Origin of the sequence: Aequorivita sinensis (genome assembly GCF_006346335.1) — a bacterium.
GTDB lineage: Bacteria > Bacteroidota > Bacteroidia > Flavobacteriales > Flavobacteriaceae > Aequorivita > Aequorivita sinensis.
Genome location: NZ_VDMC01000009.1, coordinates 88223 through 105331, shown reverse-complemented (window position 1 = coordinate 105331; position 17109 = coordinate 88223). Strand labels below are relative to the sequence as shown.

General features: G+C 36.0%; 13 protein-coding genes. 8 read left to right on the top strand and 5 right to left on the bottom strand.

The features are described 5' to 3' along the window. From FHP04_RS10670 to FHP04_RS10640, 7 genes are all read left to right on the top strand, one after another. Positions 1-5029, top strand: a 5029-nt coding sequence (locus FHP04_RS10670) for a gliding motility-associated C-terminal domain-containing protein (protein WP_139856134.1), incomplete at its 5' end; no start/stop codon positions are given. Positions 5030-5081: 52 nt separating this feature from the next. Further along, a complete protein-coding gene (locus FHP04_RS10665) occupies positions 5082-6029 on the top strand; it encodes a PorP/SprF family type IX secretion system membrane protein (protein WP_139856133.1) in 948 nt (315 codons plus the stop codon). 12 nt (positions 6030-6041) lie between these two features. Next, positions 6042-7982: an OmpA family protein gene (locus FHP04_RS10660; protein ID WP_139856132.1), complete on the top strand. Its 1941-nt coding sequence runs from the start codon at positions 6042-6044 to the stop codon at positions 7980-7982. 107 nt (positions 7983-8089) lie between these two features. Further along, positions 8090-8608 carry an isopentenyl-diphosphate Delta-isomerase gene (gene idi, locus FHP04_RS10655; RefSeq protein WP_139856131.1) on the top strand — a complete coding sequence of 173 codons (519 nt, stop codon included), beginning with the start codon at positions 8090-8092 and terminating at the stop codon, positions 8606-8608. Continuing rightward, positions 8605-9015 carry a 6-pyruvoyl trahydropterin synthase family protein gene (locus tag FHP04_RS10650; RefSeq protein ID WP_139856130.1) on the top strand — a complete coding sequence of 137 codons (411 nt, stop codon included), beginning with the start codon at positions 8605-8607 and terminating at the stop codon, positions 9013-9015. The genes idi and FHP04_RS10650 overlap by 4 nt, the downstream gene beginning before the upstream one ends. Beyond that, entirely contained in the window at positions 9015-9992 is a 978-nt protein-coding gene (locus tag FHP04_RS10645) for a type I phosphomannose isomerase catalytic subunit (protein WP_139856128.1), read from the top strand. The genes FHP04_RS10650 and FHP04_RS10645 overlap by 1 nt, the downstream gene beginning before the upstream one ends. 65 nt (positions 9993-10057) lie before the next feature. After that, on the top strand, positions 10058-10324 hold the full coding sequence (locus tag FHP04_RS10640; RefSeq protein ID WP_139856126.1) for a hypothetical protein: 267 nt from the start codon (positions 10058-10060) through the stop codon (positions 10322-10324). Here the strand turns inward: FHP04_RS10640 and FHP04_RS10635 are convergent. The 3 genes from FHP04_RS10635 to FHP04_RS10625 form a co-directional block, all read right to left on the bottom strand. Continuing rightward, positions 10319-11038 carry a DUF4369 domain-containing protein gene (locus tag FHP04_RS10635; protein WP_139856124.1) on the bottom strand — a complete coding sequence of 240 codons (720 nt, stop codon included), beginning with the start codon at positions 11036-11038 and terminating at the stop codon, positions 10319-10321. The genes FHP04_RS10640 and FHP04_RS10635 overlap by 6 nt on opposite strands. Positions 11039-11227: 189 nt before the next feature. Further along, entirely contained in the window at positions 11228-12565 is a 1338-nt protein-coding gene (locus tag FHP04_RS10630; protein WP_139856122.1) for a DUF819 family protein, read from the bottom strand. 107 nt (positions 12566-12672) lie between these two features. Beyond that, positions 12673-13599 carry an alpha/beta hydrolase gene (locus FHP04_RS10625; protein WP_139856120.1) on the bottom strand — a complete coding sequence of 309 codons (927 nt, stop codon included), beginning with the start codon at positions 13597-13599 and terminating at the stop codon, positions 12673-12675. 187 nt (positions 13600-13786) lie between these two features. On the opposite strand from FHP04_RS10625, the gene FHP04_RS10620 reads away from it, so the two are divergent. Then, a complete protein-coding gene (locus FHP04_RS10620; protein WP_139856118.1) occupies positions 13787-14566 on the top strand; it encodes a S1/P1 nuclease in 780 nt (259 codons plus the stop codon). A gap of 125 nt (positions 14567-14691) precedes the next feature. Here the strand turns inward: FHP04_RS10620 and FHP04_RS10615 are convergent, their stop codons facing one another. Together FHP04_RS10615 and htpG are read right to left on the bottom strand one after the other, a co-directional pair. After that, positions 14692-15042, bottom strand: a complete 351-nt coding sequence (locus FHP04_RS10615) for a DoxX family protein (RefSeq protein ID WP_139856116.1) — start codon at positions 15040-15042, stop codon at positions 14692-14694. A 139-nt stretch (positions 15043-15181) separates the two neighbouring features. Then, the gene (gene htpG / locus FHP04_RS10610; RefSeq protein WP_139856114.1) at positions 15182-17074 is read right to left on the bottom strand and encodes a molecular chaperone HtpG; all 1893 of its coding nucleotides are present in this window, start codon (positions 17072-17074) and stop codon (positions 15182-15184) included. Positions 17075-17109 lie beyond the last annotated feature (35 nt).

Here is a 17109-nt window from a genome sequence, read left to right as displayed (position 1 = left end):
TATTAATGCAGGTGAGTTTGAGAACACAGCTAAGGTAGTTGGTACAACGCCTAGCAACACCCAAGTGGATGATGAATCAGATAACTCAAGCTATACAGGCAACAACCCAACAGTTGTAACTATCTGTACTGATGCAAGTATTGCACTTATCAAAACTTCAGATGTTGAAGTAGATCCGACCACAGGATGTTCAACACTAGAGGTAGGTGATATCATTACTTATAGCTTCTCCGTTAAGAACACTGGAAACGTTACCCTAACTGATGTTATGGTAAGTGATTTAGTAGGTGGTGTTACCGTATCTGGAGGTCCAATCACATTGGCACCAGGTCAAGAGGACACTACTACATTTACAGCAAGCTATACCATCACACAAGCTGATATAGATAATGGAACATTTACAAATTCTGCAGAAGTAGTTGGTACGACACCAGCAGGTGCAGAAGTAACCGACATCTCTAACAATGATGGTTATGTAGGTGACAACCCAACAGTTGTAACTATTTGTACTGATGCAAGTATTGCCCTTATTAAAACTTCGGATGTTGAAGTAGATCCGACTACAGGATGTTCAACACTAGAGGTTGGTGATATTATTACCTATAGCTTCTCTGTTAAGAACACTGGAAACGTTACCCTAACTGATGTAATTGTAAGTGATTTAGTTGGAGGCGTTACTGTATCAGGAGGTCCAATCACATTGGCACCAGGTGAAGAGGACACTACTACATTTACAGCAAGCTATACCATCACACAAGCTGATATAGATAATGGAACATTTACAAATTCTGCAGAAGTAGTTGGTACGACACCAGCAGGTGCAGAAGTAACCGACATCTCTAACAATGATGGTTATGTAGGTGACAACCCAACAGTTGTAACTATTTGTACAGATGCAAGTATTGCTCTTATCAAAACTTCAGATGTTGAAGTAGATCCAACTACAGGATGTTCAACATTAGCGGTTGGTGATGTAATCAATTATAGCTTCTCTGTTAAGAACACTGGAAATGTTACCCTAACCGATGTAATGGTAAGTGATTTAGTTGGAGGCGTTACTGTATCAGGAGGTCCAATCACATTGGCACCGGGTGAAGAGGACACTACTACATTTACAGCAAGTTATACCATCACACAAGCTGATATAGATAATGGAACATTTACAAATTCTGCAGAAGTAGTTGGTACGACACCAGCAGGTGCAGAAGTAACCGACATCTCTAACAATGATGGTTATGTAGGAGACAACCCAACAGTTATCGAACTTTGTCAAAACGCTGCAATAGCGATTGTGAAAACAGGAGTTTTCAATGATGAGAACGATAATGACTGTTCAGATGTTGACGAGACTATCACATATACTTTTACAGTAACTAACCAAGGAAATGTAAGTCTGTCTAATATCATAGTAAACGATCCATTATTAGGAGGTCCATTAGCCGGTCCAATAAGTGGAGATACTGATGGGGATGGAGAGCTTGATGTAACAGAAACTTGGATATATGAAGCGAGCTACACAATTACTCAGGTAGATATTGATGCTGGGGAAGTAGTCAACCAAGCGACAGCTACCGGAACAGCTCCAGACCAAAGTACAGTATCTGATTTATCAGGATCGACAATTGGAAACGACGAGCCGACAGTTATCGAACTTTGTCAAAACCCTGCAATAGCGATTGTGAAAACAGGAGTTTTCAATGATGAGAACGATGATGGTTGTACTAATGTTGATGAGACTATCACATACACTTTCACAGTAACTAACCAAGGAAATGTAAGTCTGTCTAACATCATAGTAGACGATCCATTATTAGGAGGTCCATTAGCCGGTCCAATAAGTGGAGATACTGATGGGGATGGAGAGCTTGATGTAACAGAAACTTGGATATATGAAGCGAGCTACGCAATCACCCAGGCAGATATTGATGCTGGGGAAGTAGTGAACCAAGCGACAGCTACAGGAACTACTCCTAACCAGACAGAGGTAAGTGATGTATCCGGATCAACAATTGGAAACGACGACCCAACAGTTATCGAACTTTGTCAAAACCCTGTAATTGCGATTGTAAAAACAGGAATCTTTAATGACGAGAACGGTGACGATTGTTCAGATGTTGACGAGACTATCACATACACTTTCACAGTAACTAACCAAGGAAATGTAAGTCTGTCTAACATCATAGTAGACGATCCATTATTAGGAGGTCCAATAGCCGGTCCAATAAGTGGAGACACTGATGGGGATGGAGAACTTGATGTAACAGAAACTTGGATATATGAAGCCAGCTACGCAATCACCCAGGCAGATATTGATGCTGGGGAAGTAGTGAACCAAGCGACAGCTACTGGAACAGCTCCAGACCAAAGTACAGTATCTGATTTATCAGGATCGACAGTTGGAAACGACGAGCCGACAGTTATCGAACTTTGTCAAAACCCTGCAATTGCAATTGTAAAAGCAGGAGTCTTTAATGACGAGAACGGTGACGATTGTTCAGATGTTGACGAGACTATCACATACACTTTCACAGTAACTAACCAAGGAAATGTAAGTCTGTCTAATATCATAGTAGACGACCCATTATTAGGAGGTCCATTAGCCGGTCCAATAAGTGGAGACACTGATGGGGATGGAGAACTAGATGTAACAGAAACTTGGATATATGAAGCCAGCTACGCAATCACCCAGGCAGATATTGATACTGGGGAAGTAGTGAACCAAGCGACAGCTACCGGAACAGCTCCAGACCAAAGTACAGTATCTGATTTATCAGGATCGACAATTGGAAACGACGACCCAACAGTTATCGAACTTTGTCAAAACCCTGCAATTGCAATTGTAAAAACAGGAATCTTTAATGACGAGAACGGTGACGCTTGTTCAAATGTTGATGAGACTATCACATACACATTCACAGTAACTAACCAAGGAAATGTAAGTCTGTCTAACATCATAGTAGACGACCCATTATTAGGAGGTCCATTAGCCGGTCCATTAAGTGGAGACACTGATGGGGATGGAGAGCTTGATGTAACAGAAACTTGGATATATGAAGCCAGCTACGCAATCACCCAGGCAGATATTGATGCTGGGGAAGTAGTGAACCAAGCGACAGCTACTGGAACAGCTCCAGACCAAAGTACAGTATCTGATTTATCAGGATCGACAATTGATGATGATGAACCAACATTAATCGACTTATGTCAGAAGCCTGAAATTGTTATAGTGAAAACAGGAGTCTTTAATGATGAGAACGGCGATGCTTGTTCAAATGTTGATGAGACTATTACATACACATTCACAGTAATTAACCAAGGAAATGTAAGTCTGTCTAACATCATAGTAGACGATCCATTATTAGGAGGTCCAATAGCTGGTCCATTAAGTGGAGACACTGATGGGGATGGAGAGCTTGATGTAACAGAAACTTGGATATATGAAGCCAGCTACGCAATCACCCAAGCAGATATTGATGCAGGGGAAGTAGTGAACCAAGCGACAGCAACTGGAACAGCTCCAGATCAGACTGTAGTAAGTGATGATTCAGGAACAGAAATTAATAATGATGATCCAACGATAATCGACTTATGTCAGAAGCCTGAAATTGTGATTGTAAAAGCAGGAGTCTTTAATGACGAGAACGGCGATGGTTGTTCAGATGTTGACGAGACTATTACATACACATTCACAGTAACTAACCAAGGAAATGTAAGTCTGTCTAACATCATAGTAGACGACCCATTATTAGGAGGTCCAATAGCCGGTCCAATAAGTGGAGACACTGATGGGGATGGAGAGCTTGATGTAACAGAAACTTGGATATATGAAGCGAGCTACGCAATCACCCAAGCAGATATTGATGCTGGAGAAGTAGTGAACCAAGCGACAGCTACTGGAACGGCTCCAGATCAGACTGTAGTAAGTGATGATTCAGGAACAGCTATTGATAATGACGATCCAATAATCATTACACTTTGTCAGAATGCTTCAATTGCTGTAATTAAAGTTGGTACTCCAGTGGATGAGAACAATGATGGATGTGCAGGAATAGATGAAACGATTATATATACATTTAGTGTTAAAAACACTGGTAATGTATCGTTAACCAATGTAATTATAACAGATCCGTTGGTAACTGTAACTGGTGGTCCGATTGATTTAGCGGCAGGTGAAGAAGATGTAACTACTTTTACTGCAACCTATATTATATCGCAAACTGATGTTGATGCTGGATTTATTGAAAACCAAGCTTTAGCAGAAGGTATTGCGCCAGCAGGAAACATTGTTTCAGACCTTTCAGATCATACTAGCTATTTAGAAGATAATCCTACAATAACTTCACTATGTAATAATCCATCGATTTCATTAGAGAAATCAGGAGTGTTTAATGATGAAAACGGGGATGGTGCGTCTGATGTTGGAGAAACCATTAGCTACACATTCGTAGTAACTAACACAGGAGATGTTACACTTTATAACATCACCATATCAGATCCGCTACCAGGAATTGTAATGTCTGGTGGTCCAATAGAGGTATTACAACCAGGTGAAGTGGATAGCACAACATTTACTGCTACTTATTCAATAACGCAACAAGATATTGATAATGGACAAGTTGTAAACCTAGCTACCGTAACTGGTGAGGATAATACGGGAGCCACTGTAGAGGATGAAGCTGAAGCAGTTGTTGTTCTTCCAGATGTATTAGGCGTTGTCTTTGAGATATTCAATGGTATTACACCAAATGGAGATGGTATGAACGACTTCTTCTGGATAAGAGGAATTAACAATTACCCAAATAATAATGTTAAGATATTCAACAGATGGGGTGTATTGGTTTACGAAACAGACGGTTATGGACAGGGAGAAGACGATAGTATAAATACTTTTAGAGGTATTTCAGAAGGTCGAGTTACTGTTCAAAAAGATAAGGAGTTGCCAACCGGAACTTACTTCTATATTCTTACTTTCCAAGGAGATAACCCTGGTAAGGATACTTATACTGGATACTTATATATAAATAGATAGAAAAATCAAATATTCCTGGGAGTATATCTCCCAGGATTAAAAATACATAACTATGAAACACAGTTATCTAACACTAATAATTTTGATTTTACTTGGCACGTTTTCAAGTAATGCTCAGCAGGACCCCCAATACACGCAGTATATGTATAATACGCAGGTGGTTAACCCTGCCTACGCAGGAAATCGTGAAGCTCTAAGTTTTGGTCTTCTGTATAGGACTCAATGGGTTAATTTCGGTGATGGTGCGCCTAATACAGGTACATTTACTGTAAATTCTCCAATGGGTGAAAATATGGGAATAGGACTTTCAGTGGTTAATGATAGAATTGGTCCCGCTGTTGAAACGAATTTCAATATCGACTATTCTTATTCGATTAATACTTCGGAGAGCGCTAAGTTATCATTCGGTCTTAAAGCAGGTTTAGACATTTTAGATGTAGATTTTTCTAAATTGAATTTACCACGCGATGTATATTCTGATCCTTATTTTGAACAAAATAATATAGACAATAAGCTTCAACCACAAATTGGTGCAGGTGTATATTATAATACTGATAAGTTTTATGCAGGATTATCGGTTCCAAACTTTTTAACTACTAAACATTTTGATAAGGGTAACCTAGCAAATACTACAGTTGAAACAACCGCTTCCGAGCGTATGCATTATTTTTTAATTGCGGGTTATGTATTTGATATTAGTGATAATTTAAAGTTTAAACCAGCAACCTTAGTTAAGATGGTAAATGGATCGCCTTTACAAGCAGATGTTTCTGCCAACTTCTTATTGTATGACAAGCTTACACTTGGTGCGGCTTATCGATGGAGTGCTGCTATGAGCGCAATGGTAGGTTTTCAAGCTTCAGATGCAATTTTTATAGGCTTTGGATATGATTATCAAACAACAGATATCGAAACTTATAGTGATGGTTCCTATGAAGTTATGCTTCGTTTCGATATATTTAATAGACCAGAAAGAGTGTTAACCCCAAGATTCTTCTAAAAAATACTGACTATGAATACAATATTACGTAACATATTTATTTTAGCCTTTATAGTTCTCTCAACGGGAAGCACTTTTGGGCAGGTAAAAGATGTAAAAAGGGCAAATAAAGAATTTGACAAGTATGCTTATATCGATGCGCGACAAATCTATCTAAAAGTAGTTGAAGATGGATACGAATCTGCTCAGATATATGAAAACTTAGGAGACACCTATTATTTTAATGGAGATTATACCAACGCAGCAAAATGGTACGAAAAATTAGTAACTACGTTTCCAGATGACACTGAACCTAAATACTATTATAGAGCTGCCCAATCCTTAAAGAGTCTTGGTAAACACGATAAGAGCCGTGAGCTATTAGAAGCTTATACTGCAAAAGGAGGAACTGGTTTTGTGATAAAAACCTACGATGAGGATATAGACTATTTAAAGAGTACTGTTTTTAAATCACGACAGTTTGTAATTGAGATGTCTCCAATTAGTTCAGGAACTTCAGATTTTGGACCTGCTTTTTATATGAAGGATAAATTGGTTTATGCATCTGCAGCCAATGCAACGGGATTAAATGTAGATCAATGGACTCAAGAGCCTTATTTAGATTTGTTTATTGCTAATAGAGATGAAGAAGGGTTGCTAAGTAATCCAAAGCCTTTAGGAGGCGATGTAAATACTCAATATCACGAATCTACTGCAGTTTTTACCAAAGATGGTAAAACCATTTACTTTACTCGAAATAGTTATATAGATGGACAAAAAGAGCTGGATAAATCTAAAAAACATAAAACCCTTAGACTAAGCCTTTTTAAAGCTGAGAAAACGGGTGAGAATACTTGGTCTAATGTGGAGGAATTACCTTTTAACAATAAGGCCTATTCAGTTGCGCATCCTGCTTTAAGTCCGGATGGCAAAAGATTGTATTTTTCATCTGATATGCCAGGTACTCTAGGTATGTCTGACCTTTGGTATGTAGACATTTTAGAAAATGGCACCTATGGTACACCAGTTAACCTAGGCCCTGAAATAAATACAGAAGGAAGAGAATCTTTTCCTTTTGTAAGCGATAAAAACAACCTTTATTTCTCTAGTGATGGTCGGTCGGGTTTAGGAGGTTATGATGTTTTTGTTTCCTCAATAGATGAAGAAGGAAAACTAGGAAGTCCAACAAATTTAGGAGCACCTACTAATAGTGCAAAAGACGATTTCGGGTTTATTATAGATGAAGAATCTAGAATAGGATATCTATCTTCTAATAGAGATGGAGATCGCGGAAGTGTTGATGATAATATCTACCTAGTACGGGAAAGTTGTACTATTTTAATAGAAGGAACAGTGTTCGATGCTGAAACAAAAGAGATGTTGGCTGGTGCAAGTGTTTCCTTATTAGATGAGAATAATAAGCTCATAACTCAAACAACTGCTGATGAGAATGGTGTTTATAGTTTTGATGCAGATTGTGGGAAGCAGTTTACAGTAAGAGGGACCATGGAAGGATATAATCCACACGAAGAAATTGTTGAAACTCCTGAACTTACAGGAACTATCAATGTGCCACTTCCATTATTTAGCAAAGGTCCTTGTGCGCCGAATGATTTAGGATGTAGATTAAACTTACAACCAATTTATTTTGACTTTGATAAGTCGTATATACGTCCAGATGCAGAAATAGAGCTAGCTAAAATTCTTGCTGCCTTACGAGAGTATCCAGAGATCGTTATCCATATAGAATCTCATACAGATTCACGAGGAAGTGATGCGTATAACGAAGCCTTATCTGAACGTCGTGCTCAATCTACTCTTAACTGGTTGATTTCAAAAGGAATCGATAGAAGTAGGTTAACAGCCAAAGGCTATGGCGAATCGCAATTGGTTAATGAATGTGAGAATGGAGTACCTTGTAGTGCTGAGAAACATCAATTAAATAGAAGGTCTATGTTTATTATAAAGAATTAACTCGACTAAATTAAATTTCATAAAAGCGTTTAATACTTTGTATTGAACGCTTTTTGCTTTTTATACAGCTACTGTTTTCGTATTTTTGAGCCAAAACTAAGTTTTTAATGGAAGAAGAAAAAGTAATACTTGTCGATGAGAACGATCAGAAGATTGGTTTAATGCCAAAAATGGAAGCCCATGAAAAGGGTTTGCTTCATAGAGCTTTTTCAGTTTTTGTATTTAATTCAAAAAATGAATTAATGCTTCAACAACGTGCATTGCATAAATACCATACCCCTGGACTTTGGGCAAATACTTGCTGTAGTCATCAACGAGACGGGGAATCTTCTATAGATGCTGGAAAAAGAAGACTTTCAGAAGAGATGGGTTTTACCACAGACTTAAAGGAAACCACAACATTTATATATAAAGCTCCTTTTGATAATGGTCTAACCGAACACGAACTTGACCATATTCTAATAGGAAAGTATGAAGGAGAACCCAACATAAATCCTGATGAAGTAGCTGACTGGAAATGGATGAGTTTAGAAGAAGTTAAAAATGATATTCAAGCGAATCCAGATATTTATACAGCTTGGTTTAAAATTATTTTCGATAAATTTTATCAACATCTAGTTGTATGAGTTTAACTGTATTTAGAAAAGCACATTTCAATGCTGCTCATCGTCTATTTAAAAAAGAATGGGACGATGCAAAAAACTTTCAGGTTTTTGGAAAATGTAGCAACCCAAACTATCATGGGCATAACTATGAATTGGAGGTTGGCCTAACAGGTGAAATAGATCCTGAAACTGGATTTTTAATAGATCTTAATATTTTGAGAGATCTAATTAAAGAAGAAGTTGAAGACGCTTTAGACCATAAAAATCTAAATTTAGAAGTTCCTGAATTTAAAGATCTTAATCCTACTGTAGAAAATATAGCTATTGTAATTTGGAATAAATTAAGAAAACGTCTAGATTCTAAATTCGATATTACAATAAAATTATACGAAACCCCACGCAACTTTGTTGTTTACAACGGACATTAATGATTACAATTTCTCACCTTTATCCTTTAAAATTTGAACCTATACTTAAAGAAAAAGTATGGGGTGGCAATAAGTTGAAGGAAATATTTAATAAAGATGCCGATGAATATATAGGTGAAAGTTGGGAGATTTCTGGGGTAGAAGAAAGTGTTTCTAAAGTTGTTAATGGAAGTTTAAAAGGAAAAAACTTAAACTGGTTATTAGAGGTTTATAAAGAAAAGTTAGTTGGAGCAAAAGTTTATAAAAACTACCAAAACACTTTCCCTTTATTGTTTAAGTTTATTGATGCTCGTGAAGATCTTTCAGTACAGGTTCATCCAGACGATATACTTGCCAAGGAAAGGCACGATTCATTAGGGAAAACCGAAATGTGGTATATTTTGGATGTTGAGGAAGATTCAAGATTGATTATAGGTTTTAATGGTGAAATTAATGAAGAAAAATATTTAAAAGCCCTTTCAGAAAAGAAAATCACCGAAGTATTAAAAACCGAATCTGTAAAAAAAGGAGATGCTTTTATTTTAAAACCAGGAACTGTTCACGCTATAGGCGCTGGAATACTTTTGGCTGAAATTCAGCAAACCTCAGATAACACTTATAGAATATACGATTGGGATAGGCCGGACATTAACGGAGAAATGCGTGAATTGCATACCGACCTAGCGATAGATGCAATTGACTTTTCATCGGAAGAATCAAAACAGATTTATAAAACCAAGAAAAACACTCCTTCACAAATTGGTGTTACTGAGTTTTTTACTGTTAATAAATTAGATCTATCCGAAAATTACCTTCGAGATTTAAAAAGTATCCCATCTTTCACTGTTTATATGTGTTTAGAAGGTGAAGCCACAATAGAAACTAATGGTTATACTGAAACAATTAGTAAGGGAGAAACCGTCTTAATACCTGCTCAATTACCTGAAATAAAATTTATTACAAATTCAGTAAGCTTTTTAGAAGTGTACATAGCTTAATTGTTCGTATCTTTGCACCCAATTATTTAGAATACAACAAAAACAATTAAAGTAAGAACAATTCAATGGCAAACGTTAGAGATTTAAAAAAAGACATAAACTACGTATTAGGTGATATTATTGGTGCAGTTAGCATTTGGGAATTAACCAATGCAGAGAAAGACAACAAAAAATCACAAGGTATTATAGACGAAGCTATCACAACTTTTGACGAGTTAATCGCGAAAGTAAATCAAAAAGATGTTGACAATAAAAAACAACATTTTACTGCTGTAAAAGCTGAGCTAGAAGAAAGAGGTAGAAAATTAATCGACCAAATTAACGCGCTATAATATAGTATCTGTTTTTTTACGATTTACAATAAATGACTCCAATTCTTTACCGTATTTGGAGTCTTTTACTTTTGGGGTAAGCGCATTGTAAACGGTGTCTAAATACTTGATGTTTGCATCGTAGACTTCACTTAATACAAGATAAGGAGCGAGTTCATATTCCTTATGGTTTAAAGCAAAATTTATAGTTGCGAAATATTTGCTAGAATGTAAAGCCCGCTGTTTATCTTCAATTTTTGCTAAAGAAGCTTCACTTGCGTTGTTTTTCAACTTTAATCTTTCTTCGATTAAACTTAGATTTTTAATTACGTATCTATTTTTCAGTTTTAGATAATCTCTATACGCCTTATCATTTTCTGAACCTGTAACAACTGCAGCACTTCCAAAGTTCTTTAAGTTAGTAGTGATATTAATATCGCTATTTTCAGCAAAAAAAGTGATACGGTCATCTTTTAATGTTCCGTCTTTAAGTCTAACATATAAATAGTAAACCTCTGGACTCTCAACCTTATCTGAAAACTTAAAGTTAGAATTACCATCTACAATCACCGAATCTATTGTAATTAGAACTGTGTCTTCAAATTTCTGAAACAATATTGTTCCTTTTTTAAGACCTTTTACAGTACCAGTAATATTCATAACTTCTGTATCCTTGGTTTCATTACAGCTAACCAGTGATACAAGTACAATTGCAATTAATAGAAAATAGCGCATTTTAATTATTTAAAGATGATATTATGCTAAAGTAGCTTTGTTTTACGAGCCTGCAAATATGACTATTTTTTTTCAAAAATAATCGTTGAAAATAATGGATTCGGTGTTTCTTTATTCACAATTTATTCTTTAATAGATATCCAAAGAATTGTTTACTTCAAAAGAAAAACACAACTTTATGAATTGTATTTAAGCAGCTGAAGCTAATTGCATAAGTACAGTACATAAAATTGCGGCTACCGTTCCCACAGCGTATCCAAATACTGCTAATAGAACTCCAACAGTTGCCAGTGAAGGGTGAAAAGCCGAAGCAACAATAGGAGCAGATGCAGCACCTCCAACATTTGCCTGACTACCTACAGCCAGGAAGAAGTATGGAGCGCGAATTAATTTTGCTGTCAGAATCATTAGTCCCGCGTGTACAGTCATCCAAACTAAGCCGATAACAATTAACCATAAATTATCGAAGATGAGGGTTAAGTCCATTTTCATACCAATACTGGCAACTAATATGTAGATAAATACACTACCAAATTTACTAGCGCCTGCACCTTCATAAGTTCTGGCTTTTGTAAATGATAGCAGTACACCAATAATAGTAGTTATGGTTATCATCCAAAAGAAACTGTTATCTAAGAAAGTGAAAATGTTTCTTGTTATCCCTTTTGGCATTTCACTTACAACAGAAGTAAAAAATCCACTTAGGAAGTTAGCTCCAAAATGTGCCACACTAACAGTTCCAAATGCGATTGCTGCAAGTACCATTAAATCTGTAAGTGAAGGGTTGCGATCAACTTTTTTAGCGTAATCGGTAACCTTTTCTTTTAAACTTTCAATGGCTGAAGTATCTGCTTTTAACCATTTGTCAATTTTGGCAGATTTTCCAATTCCAAAGAGGATTATTGCCATCCAAATGTTAGCGACTACGATATCAACGAATACCATTCCGCCGTAAAGCTTTTGGTTGTAACCATAAATTTCTAGCATGGCAGTTTGGTTTGCACCACCCCCAATCCAGCTTCCTGCCAGTGTTGAAAGTCCACGCCATACTGCGTCTGCACCTTCGCCACCCACAGCTTCAGGATGAATAGACCCTACAATTAGCACGGCTAAAGGCCCACCAATAACAATTCCGATGGTTCCCGCAAAGAACATAATTAAAGCTTTTGGACCTAAATTAAGAACTCCTTTCAAGTCAATACTTAATGTCATTAATACTAAGGCTGCAGGTAATAAATACCTACTAGACATATAATATAAACTTGATTTTCCGGTAGTAGTTTCTCCGGTTTCAGAAATTGTTGTCCACTCTGGTGATATTACACCTGATGTTGTTAATAAAGCTGGAAGGAAATACGCCATAAAAAGCGCGGGAACTACACCATAGAATTTTTTCCAAAAACCATCTTCGCGTGAAGAAGTATAAAAAATGAAGCCTAGGGCTATCATCAAAATTCCAAAAACGATTGTATCGTTGGTAAAAAAGGGAGTAGTGTCCTTAACAATTTCGGTAGCTGTATCTTGCATTATGGGTAGTTTTGGCGCAAAATACATATTTAATTTAAATTTTTAGAACTCTAATTTCAGAATTATGAGGTGTATGAATCTTATAACAACTTAATTTTTTTAATATTCTACTTATTGATAAATCCACTTATCGTTTCCACCAATTCTGGCATAATAGGCAGGTTATGAATGTTATAGGTTTTGCTGTTTTCCAAATCATTACCTTCAACTTCTTTAAGGATATGATTCATTTTTTCAATAATCTTATATTCAGCGTCCGGTTTTGCTTCTTTGAGTAATTCTGCTTCCGAAACTAATACTTGAATATCTTTTGTTCCGTTAATGATTAATACTGGAATATCTAGTTTTGCAATTTCTTCTTTTGGATCGAAAGCCATCCAACTCCCAATAAATGGCTGAATTTCTTTTCTAAAAATTGAAGCTAATCCTGGGTTGTAATTGTTAGCAACACCATTTACGCGAAGATCATCGAAAGCATTACGAGCACTATCTGCCAATCCTGGAGCTTGTTTGGTTAGTTGAGAAACAATCACATCGTCTATAGGTTGTCCAGCTCCTGCAACAGAAATAAAGCCATCCGCACCATTTTGCGCTGTAACCATTCCCACTAAGGAACCTTGGCTATGGCCAATGATATAAATTTTTGAAAATTCATTTTTGTTTCTAAAATAATTCAGAATAGCATCAGCATCCTTTATAAAATCGCTGAACCGAATGTTTTTTTCATCGATATTGCGCATTTTCATTTGCTTTACAATTCGTTTATCGTATCGAAAAGTAGCAATATCTTGGTCGTAAAGCGCCTCAGCTAGGAATTTCAATGAATTGTTCACCATCATTTGCTGGTTTCCATTTCTATCTGTTGGACCACTTCCTGCAATTATAATTGCCAATGGAATTTTTTCTTCCGAAGCTGGAGTTAATAAAGTGCCATCTATAAGTGGAGTAATCCGTAAATCTTCAGCGTTAAATTTTTTAGTTTGGGCAGAAATCACACTACTAAAAAGCAGGAAAGCAATAAATATATTTTTCATTTTATCTAAAATTATAACGTTGAAATTTAACCTTGCTAAGATAACACAAATTGAATTCTCTTATTCTTTTAACAAGCCGTTTATTGAAATATTGTATAAGCACATTCGCGATTCTGAAACATTTAATAAGTTTTAAGATTATAATTATTTAAGATGCTATCTTTGCATTCCTAAATTTTAAAATATCATGAATAAGCTTATCTTAATTCCTACTTTCTTTTTGTTTTGTTTGTCAACAGTTTTTGCATCTGAAGACTTCGGAAAAACGGGTCATAGAGCAGTAGGTGAAATTGCTCAAAAACATTTGAGTGAAACAGCTAAAAAACAAATTTTTGAGTTGTTAAAAGGTCAATCCTTAGCTTTAGTTTCTAATCATGGTGATGATATTAAAAGCGATAGAGCTTATGATTCTTATGGTCCTTGGCATTATGTAAGCTTTCCATTTGGTGAAAAATATGATGAACACCCAAAAAGCGAAAGCGGGGATTTAATTCAGGCTATTGAAACATGTATCGCTGTATTGAAGAACGACGAAAGCACTAAAGAAGATAAAGTTTTTCATTTAAAATTACTGGTTCATTTTATAGGTGATTTACACCAACCGCTACATATAGGTTTAGCTGAGGATAAGGGAGGAAATGACTTCCAAGTACTTTGGTTTAAAAATGGAACTAACCTACATAAGGTATGGGATAGCAAAATGATAGATTCGTACAAGATGTCTTATACTGAGCTAGCTTCAAATATTGACGTTCTTAATGAAGAAGAAATTGAAGCAATTAAAAGTGGTTCGGTAAGAGATTGGATGTACGAAAGCCGTGAGCTTTGTGAGGATATCTATGCCAATACTGAAGTTGGACAAAAGCTGAGCTATGGGTATATGTATAAATATATGGAAACTGTACGCTTCCAACTTCAAAAAGGAGGAGTCCGATTAGCTGGATTATTGAATGAGATTTTTGGCTAGTTGATAGTGTTTTAGTGGTGAGAGGTGAATAGGGAAGGTCGTTGCTTCTCTGTATTTTGGCTTTCTAAAGCGAAACGGATTAGCTCTCTGTTCCCTAATGCATAATGATCTAAAGTTAGTATTAATTAAGTATATAAGTACGCCCAGTAAATCAAGCCTAATTGCAAGGGAATTCTAACAATTAGAGCCCATTTTGGTAGCTTCATAGAAGCTTTTTTATCCTGCAACATATAAATATGTACTGGTATAAATGCAATTAATAATGCTATTATACCCCAGGCCGCCATTTCTTGACTGTTTTTGTTCATTAGCATAAATCCTAAAACCATTTCGGCTACTCCGCTAAGCATAACCATAGTGCTATGTGCAGGAATATATGGTGGCATAATGCGCTCATACAACTTAGGTTTTCTAAAGTGGTTCATTCCAGCGAGTACAAGCAGTACTCCCATTAAATATTGATGCCAAGGTAACATAGTTGTTTTTTTTAAGTTTTTAAATGTAGGTCTTTTTTAGATTTACAACAATAACGAATTGTTTAAAAAGACAAAAGCCTTTCTAATTTATGTTTAGAAAGGCTTTTAAAATATTTAATCTATTTGTATTGCTTAAATACTATTTAATCATTTCGTAGCTACGCTTTATAAAAGCAGTAAGCTCTTCACCTTTTAGTAAGTTTTTACTCAATCTCGCTAAGTCTAAAGCTTGATTAACTAAACGCTCCTTTTTCTTATCGGTTTTAGTATTTAGTATTTCACTTACCAATTCGTGGTTTGTGTTTACAATTAGATTGTACATTTCTGGGAATCCACCCATTCCAAACATACCACCGCCTCCGGTTTTCTGCATATCTTTCATTCTACGCATAAATTCTGGCTCGGTAATAATAAATGGATTTGCATTGCTATCCATTGCCTCTAATTGAACAGTGAATTTTTCTTTTGGTATAACCCCGTCTAAGAAAGTTTTTAGCGTTTCCTTTTCTTCATCAGAAAGTTTAGAAATCTGCTCGTCGTCTTTCTTAATAAGGTTTTCAACGTGATCACTATCTACTCGTACAAAAGAAACTTTTTCTTCGCTGCCTTCAATTTTTTGAAGTAGATGAGTAACAATAGGAGAATCTAATAGTAAAACTTCGTATCCTTTGTCTTTTGCAGCCTGAATATAACTGTGTTGTTCTTCTTTGTTTGAAGCATAAAGAATTACAAGCTTGTCATCCTTATCAGTCTGTGCGTCTTTTATTTTGTCTTTTAATTCAGAGAACGTATAGAAAGCGTTATCTACAGTTGGGTAAAGAGCAAAGTCTTTTGCTTTATCGAAGAATTTATCTTCAGTAAGCATACCGTATTCAATAACGATTTTAATATCGTTCCATTTCTTCTCAAAACCTTCACGGTCGTTGTTAAATAAGCTCTTAAGCTTGTCTGCAACTTTTCTTGTGATGTAGCTAGATATCTTTTTAACTGCTCCATCTGCTTGTAAGTAGCTTCTAGATACGTTAAGTGGAATATCTGGACTATCAATCACTCCGCGTAACATTGTTAGGAATTCAGGAACAATTCCCTCTACATTATCAGTCACGAAAACCTGATTTTGGTAAAGTTGAATTTTATCCTTCTGAATGCTCATATCATTCGTCATCTTAGGGAAGTAAAGAATTCCTGTAAGATTAAACGGATAGTCTACATTTAGGTGAATATGGAAAAGAGGTTCCTCGAATTGCATTGGGTACATTTCGCGATAGAACTCATTATAATCTTTATCCTCAAGTTCAGTAGGTGCTTTTGTCCAAGCTGGATTAGGATTGTTGATTATATTATCAACTTCCTGAGTTGGAGCTGGATCGTCTTCTTTTGCGTCTTCTGGCTTCGGAAGTGTTTCAGTACGAGTTCCAAATTTAATTGGAATAGGCATAAACTTGTTATACTTCACCAATAGTTCACTGATACGTGACTCCTCTAAAAACTCTGTAGAGTCTTCAGCAATATGAAGAATAATCTCTGTTCCTCTATCTTTTTTATCGGCTTTTTCTAAAGTGAATTCTGGCGAACCGTCGCAAGTCCAATGTACGGCAGGTTCATCTTTAAAACTTTTGGTAATAATCTCAACTTTTTCGGCAACCATAAAAGCTGAATAAAAACCAAGTCCGAAATGCCCGATAATTCCAGCATCCTTCCCATCTTTGTCTTTGTACTTCTCAATAAATTCCTCAGCTCCAGAAAATGCAATTTGGTTGATGTATTTTTCAACTTCTTCCGCAGTCATTCCAATACCTTGGTCTATAATGCGTAGTTGTTTTTTTTCTTTATCAAGCTTTACTTCAATTATTGGATTACCGTACTCAACTCCGTCAGCCTCTCCTATATTAGCAAGGTGTTTGAGTTTTAAAGTTGCATCTGTCGCGTTCGAAATTAATTCACGAAGAAATATCTCGTGGTCGCTGTATAAAAACTTCTTAATTAGCGGAAAAATATTATCCACTGATACATTAATAGTTCCTTTGCTCATTTTTTTATATTTTATATAATTTGTAATTGTATTCA

Bases quoted from the DNA above. Each gene is read 5' to 3' on its own strand.
- FHP04_RS10660 (WP_139856132.1), top strand. From the start codon at position 6,042: ATGAATACAATATTACGTAACATATTTATTTTAGCCTTTATAGTTCTC.
- FHP04_RS10635 (WP_139856124.1), bottom strand. From the start codon at position 11,038: ATGCGCTATTTTCTATTAATTGCAATTGTACTTGTATCACTGGTTAGC.
- FHP04_RS10650 (WP_139856130.1), top strand. From the start codon at position 8,605: ATGAGTTTAACTGTATTTAGAAAAGCACATTTCAATGCTGCTCATCGT.
- FHP04_RS10620 (WP_139856118.1), top strand. From the start codon at position 13,787: ATGAATAAGCTTATCTTAATTCCTACTTTCTTTTTGTTTTGTTTGTCA.
- idi (WP_139856131.1), top strand. From the start codon at position 8,090: ATGGAAGAAGAAAAAGTAATACTTGTCGATGAGAACGATCAGAAGATT.
- FHP04_RS10625 (WP_139856120.1), bottom strand. From the start codon at position 13,599: ATGAAAAATATATTTATTGCTTTCCTGCTTTTTAGTAGTGTGATTTCT.
- FHP04_RS10615 (WP_139856116.1), bottom strand. From the start codon at position 15,042: ATGTTACCTTGGCATCAATATTTAATGGGAGTACTGCTTGTACTCGCT.
- FHP04_RS10630 (WP_139856122.1), bottom strand. From the start codon at position 12,565: ATGCAAGATACAGCTACCGAAATTGTTAAGGACACTACTCCCTTTTTT.
- FHP04_RS10645 (WP_139856128.1), top strand. From the start codon at position 9,015: ATGATTACAATTTCTCACCTTTATCCTTTAAAATTTGAACCTATACTT.
- FHP04_RS10640 (WP_139856126.1), top strand. From the start codon at position 10,058: ATGGCAAACGTTAGAGATTTAAAAAAAGACATAAACTACGTATTAGGT.
- htpG (WP_139856114.1), bottom strand. From the start codon at position 17,074: ATGAGCAAAGGAACTATTAATGTATCAGTGGATAATATTTTTCCGCTA.
- FHP04_RS10665 (WP_139856133.1), top strand. From the start codon at position 5,082: ATGAAACACAGTTATCTAACACTAATAATTTTGATTTTACTTGGCACG.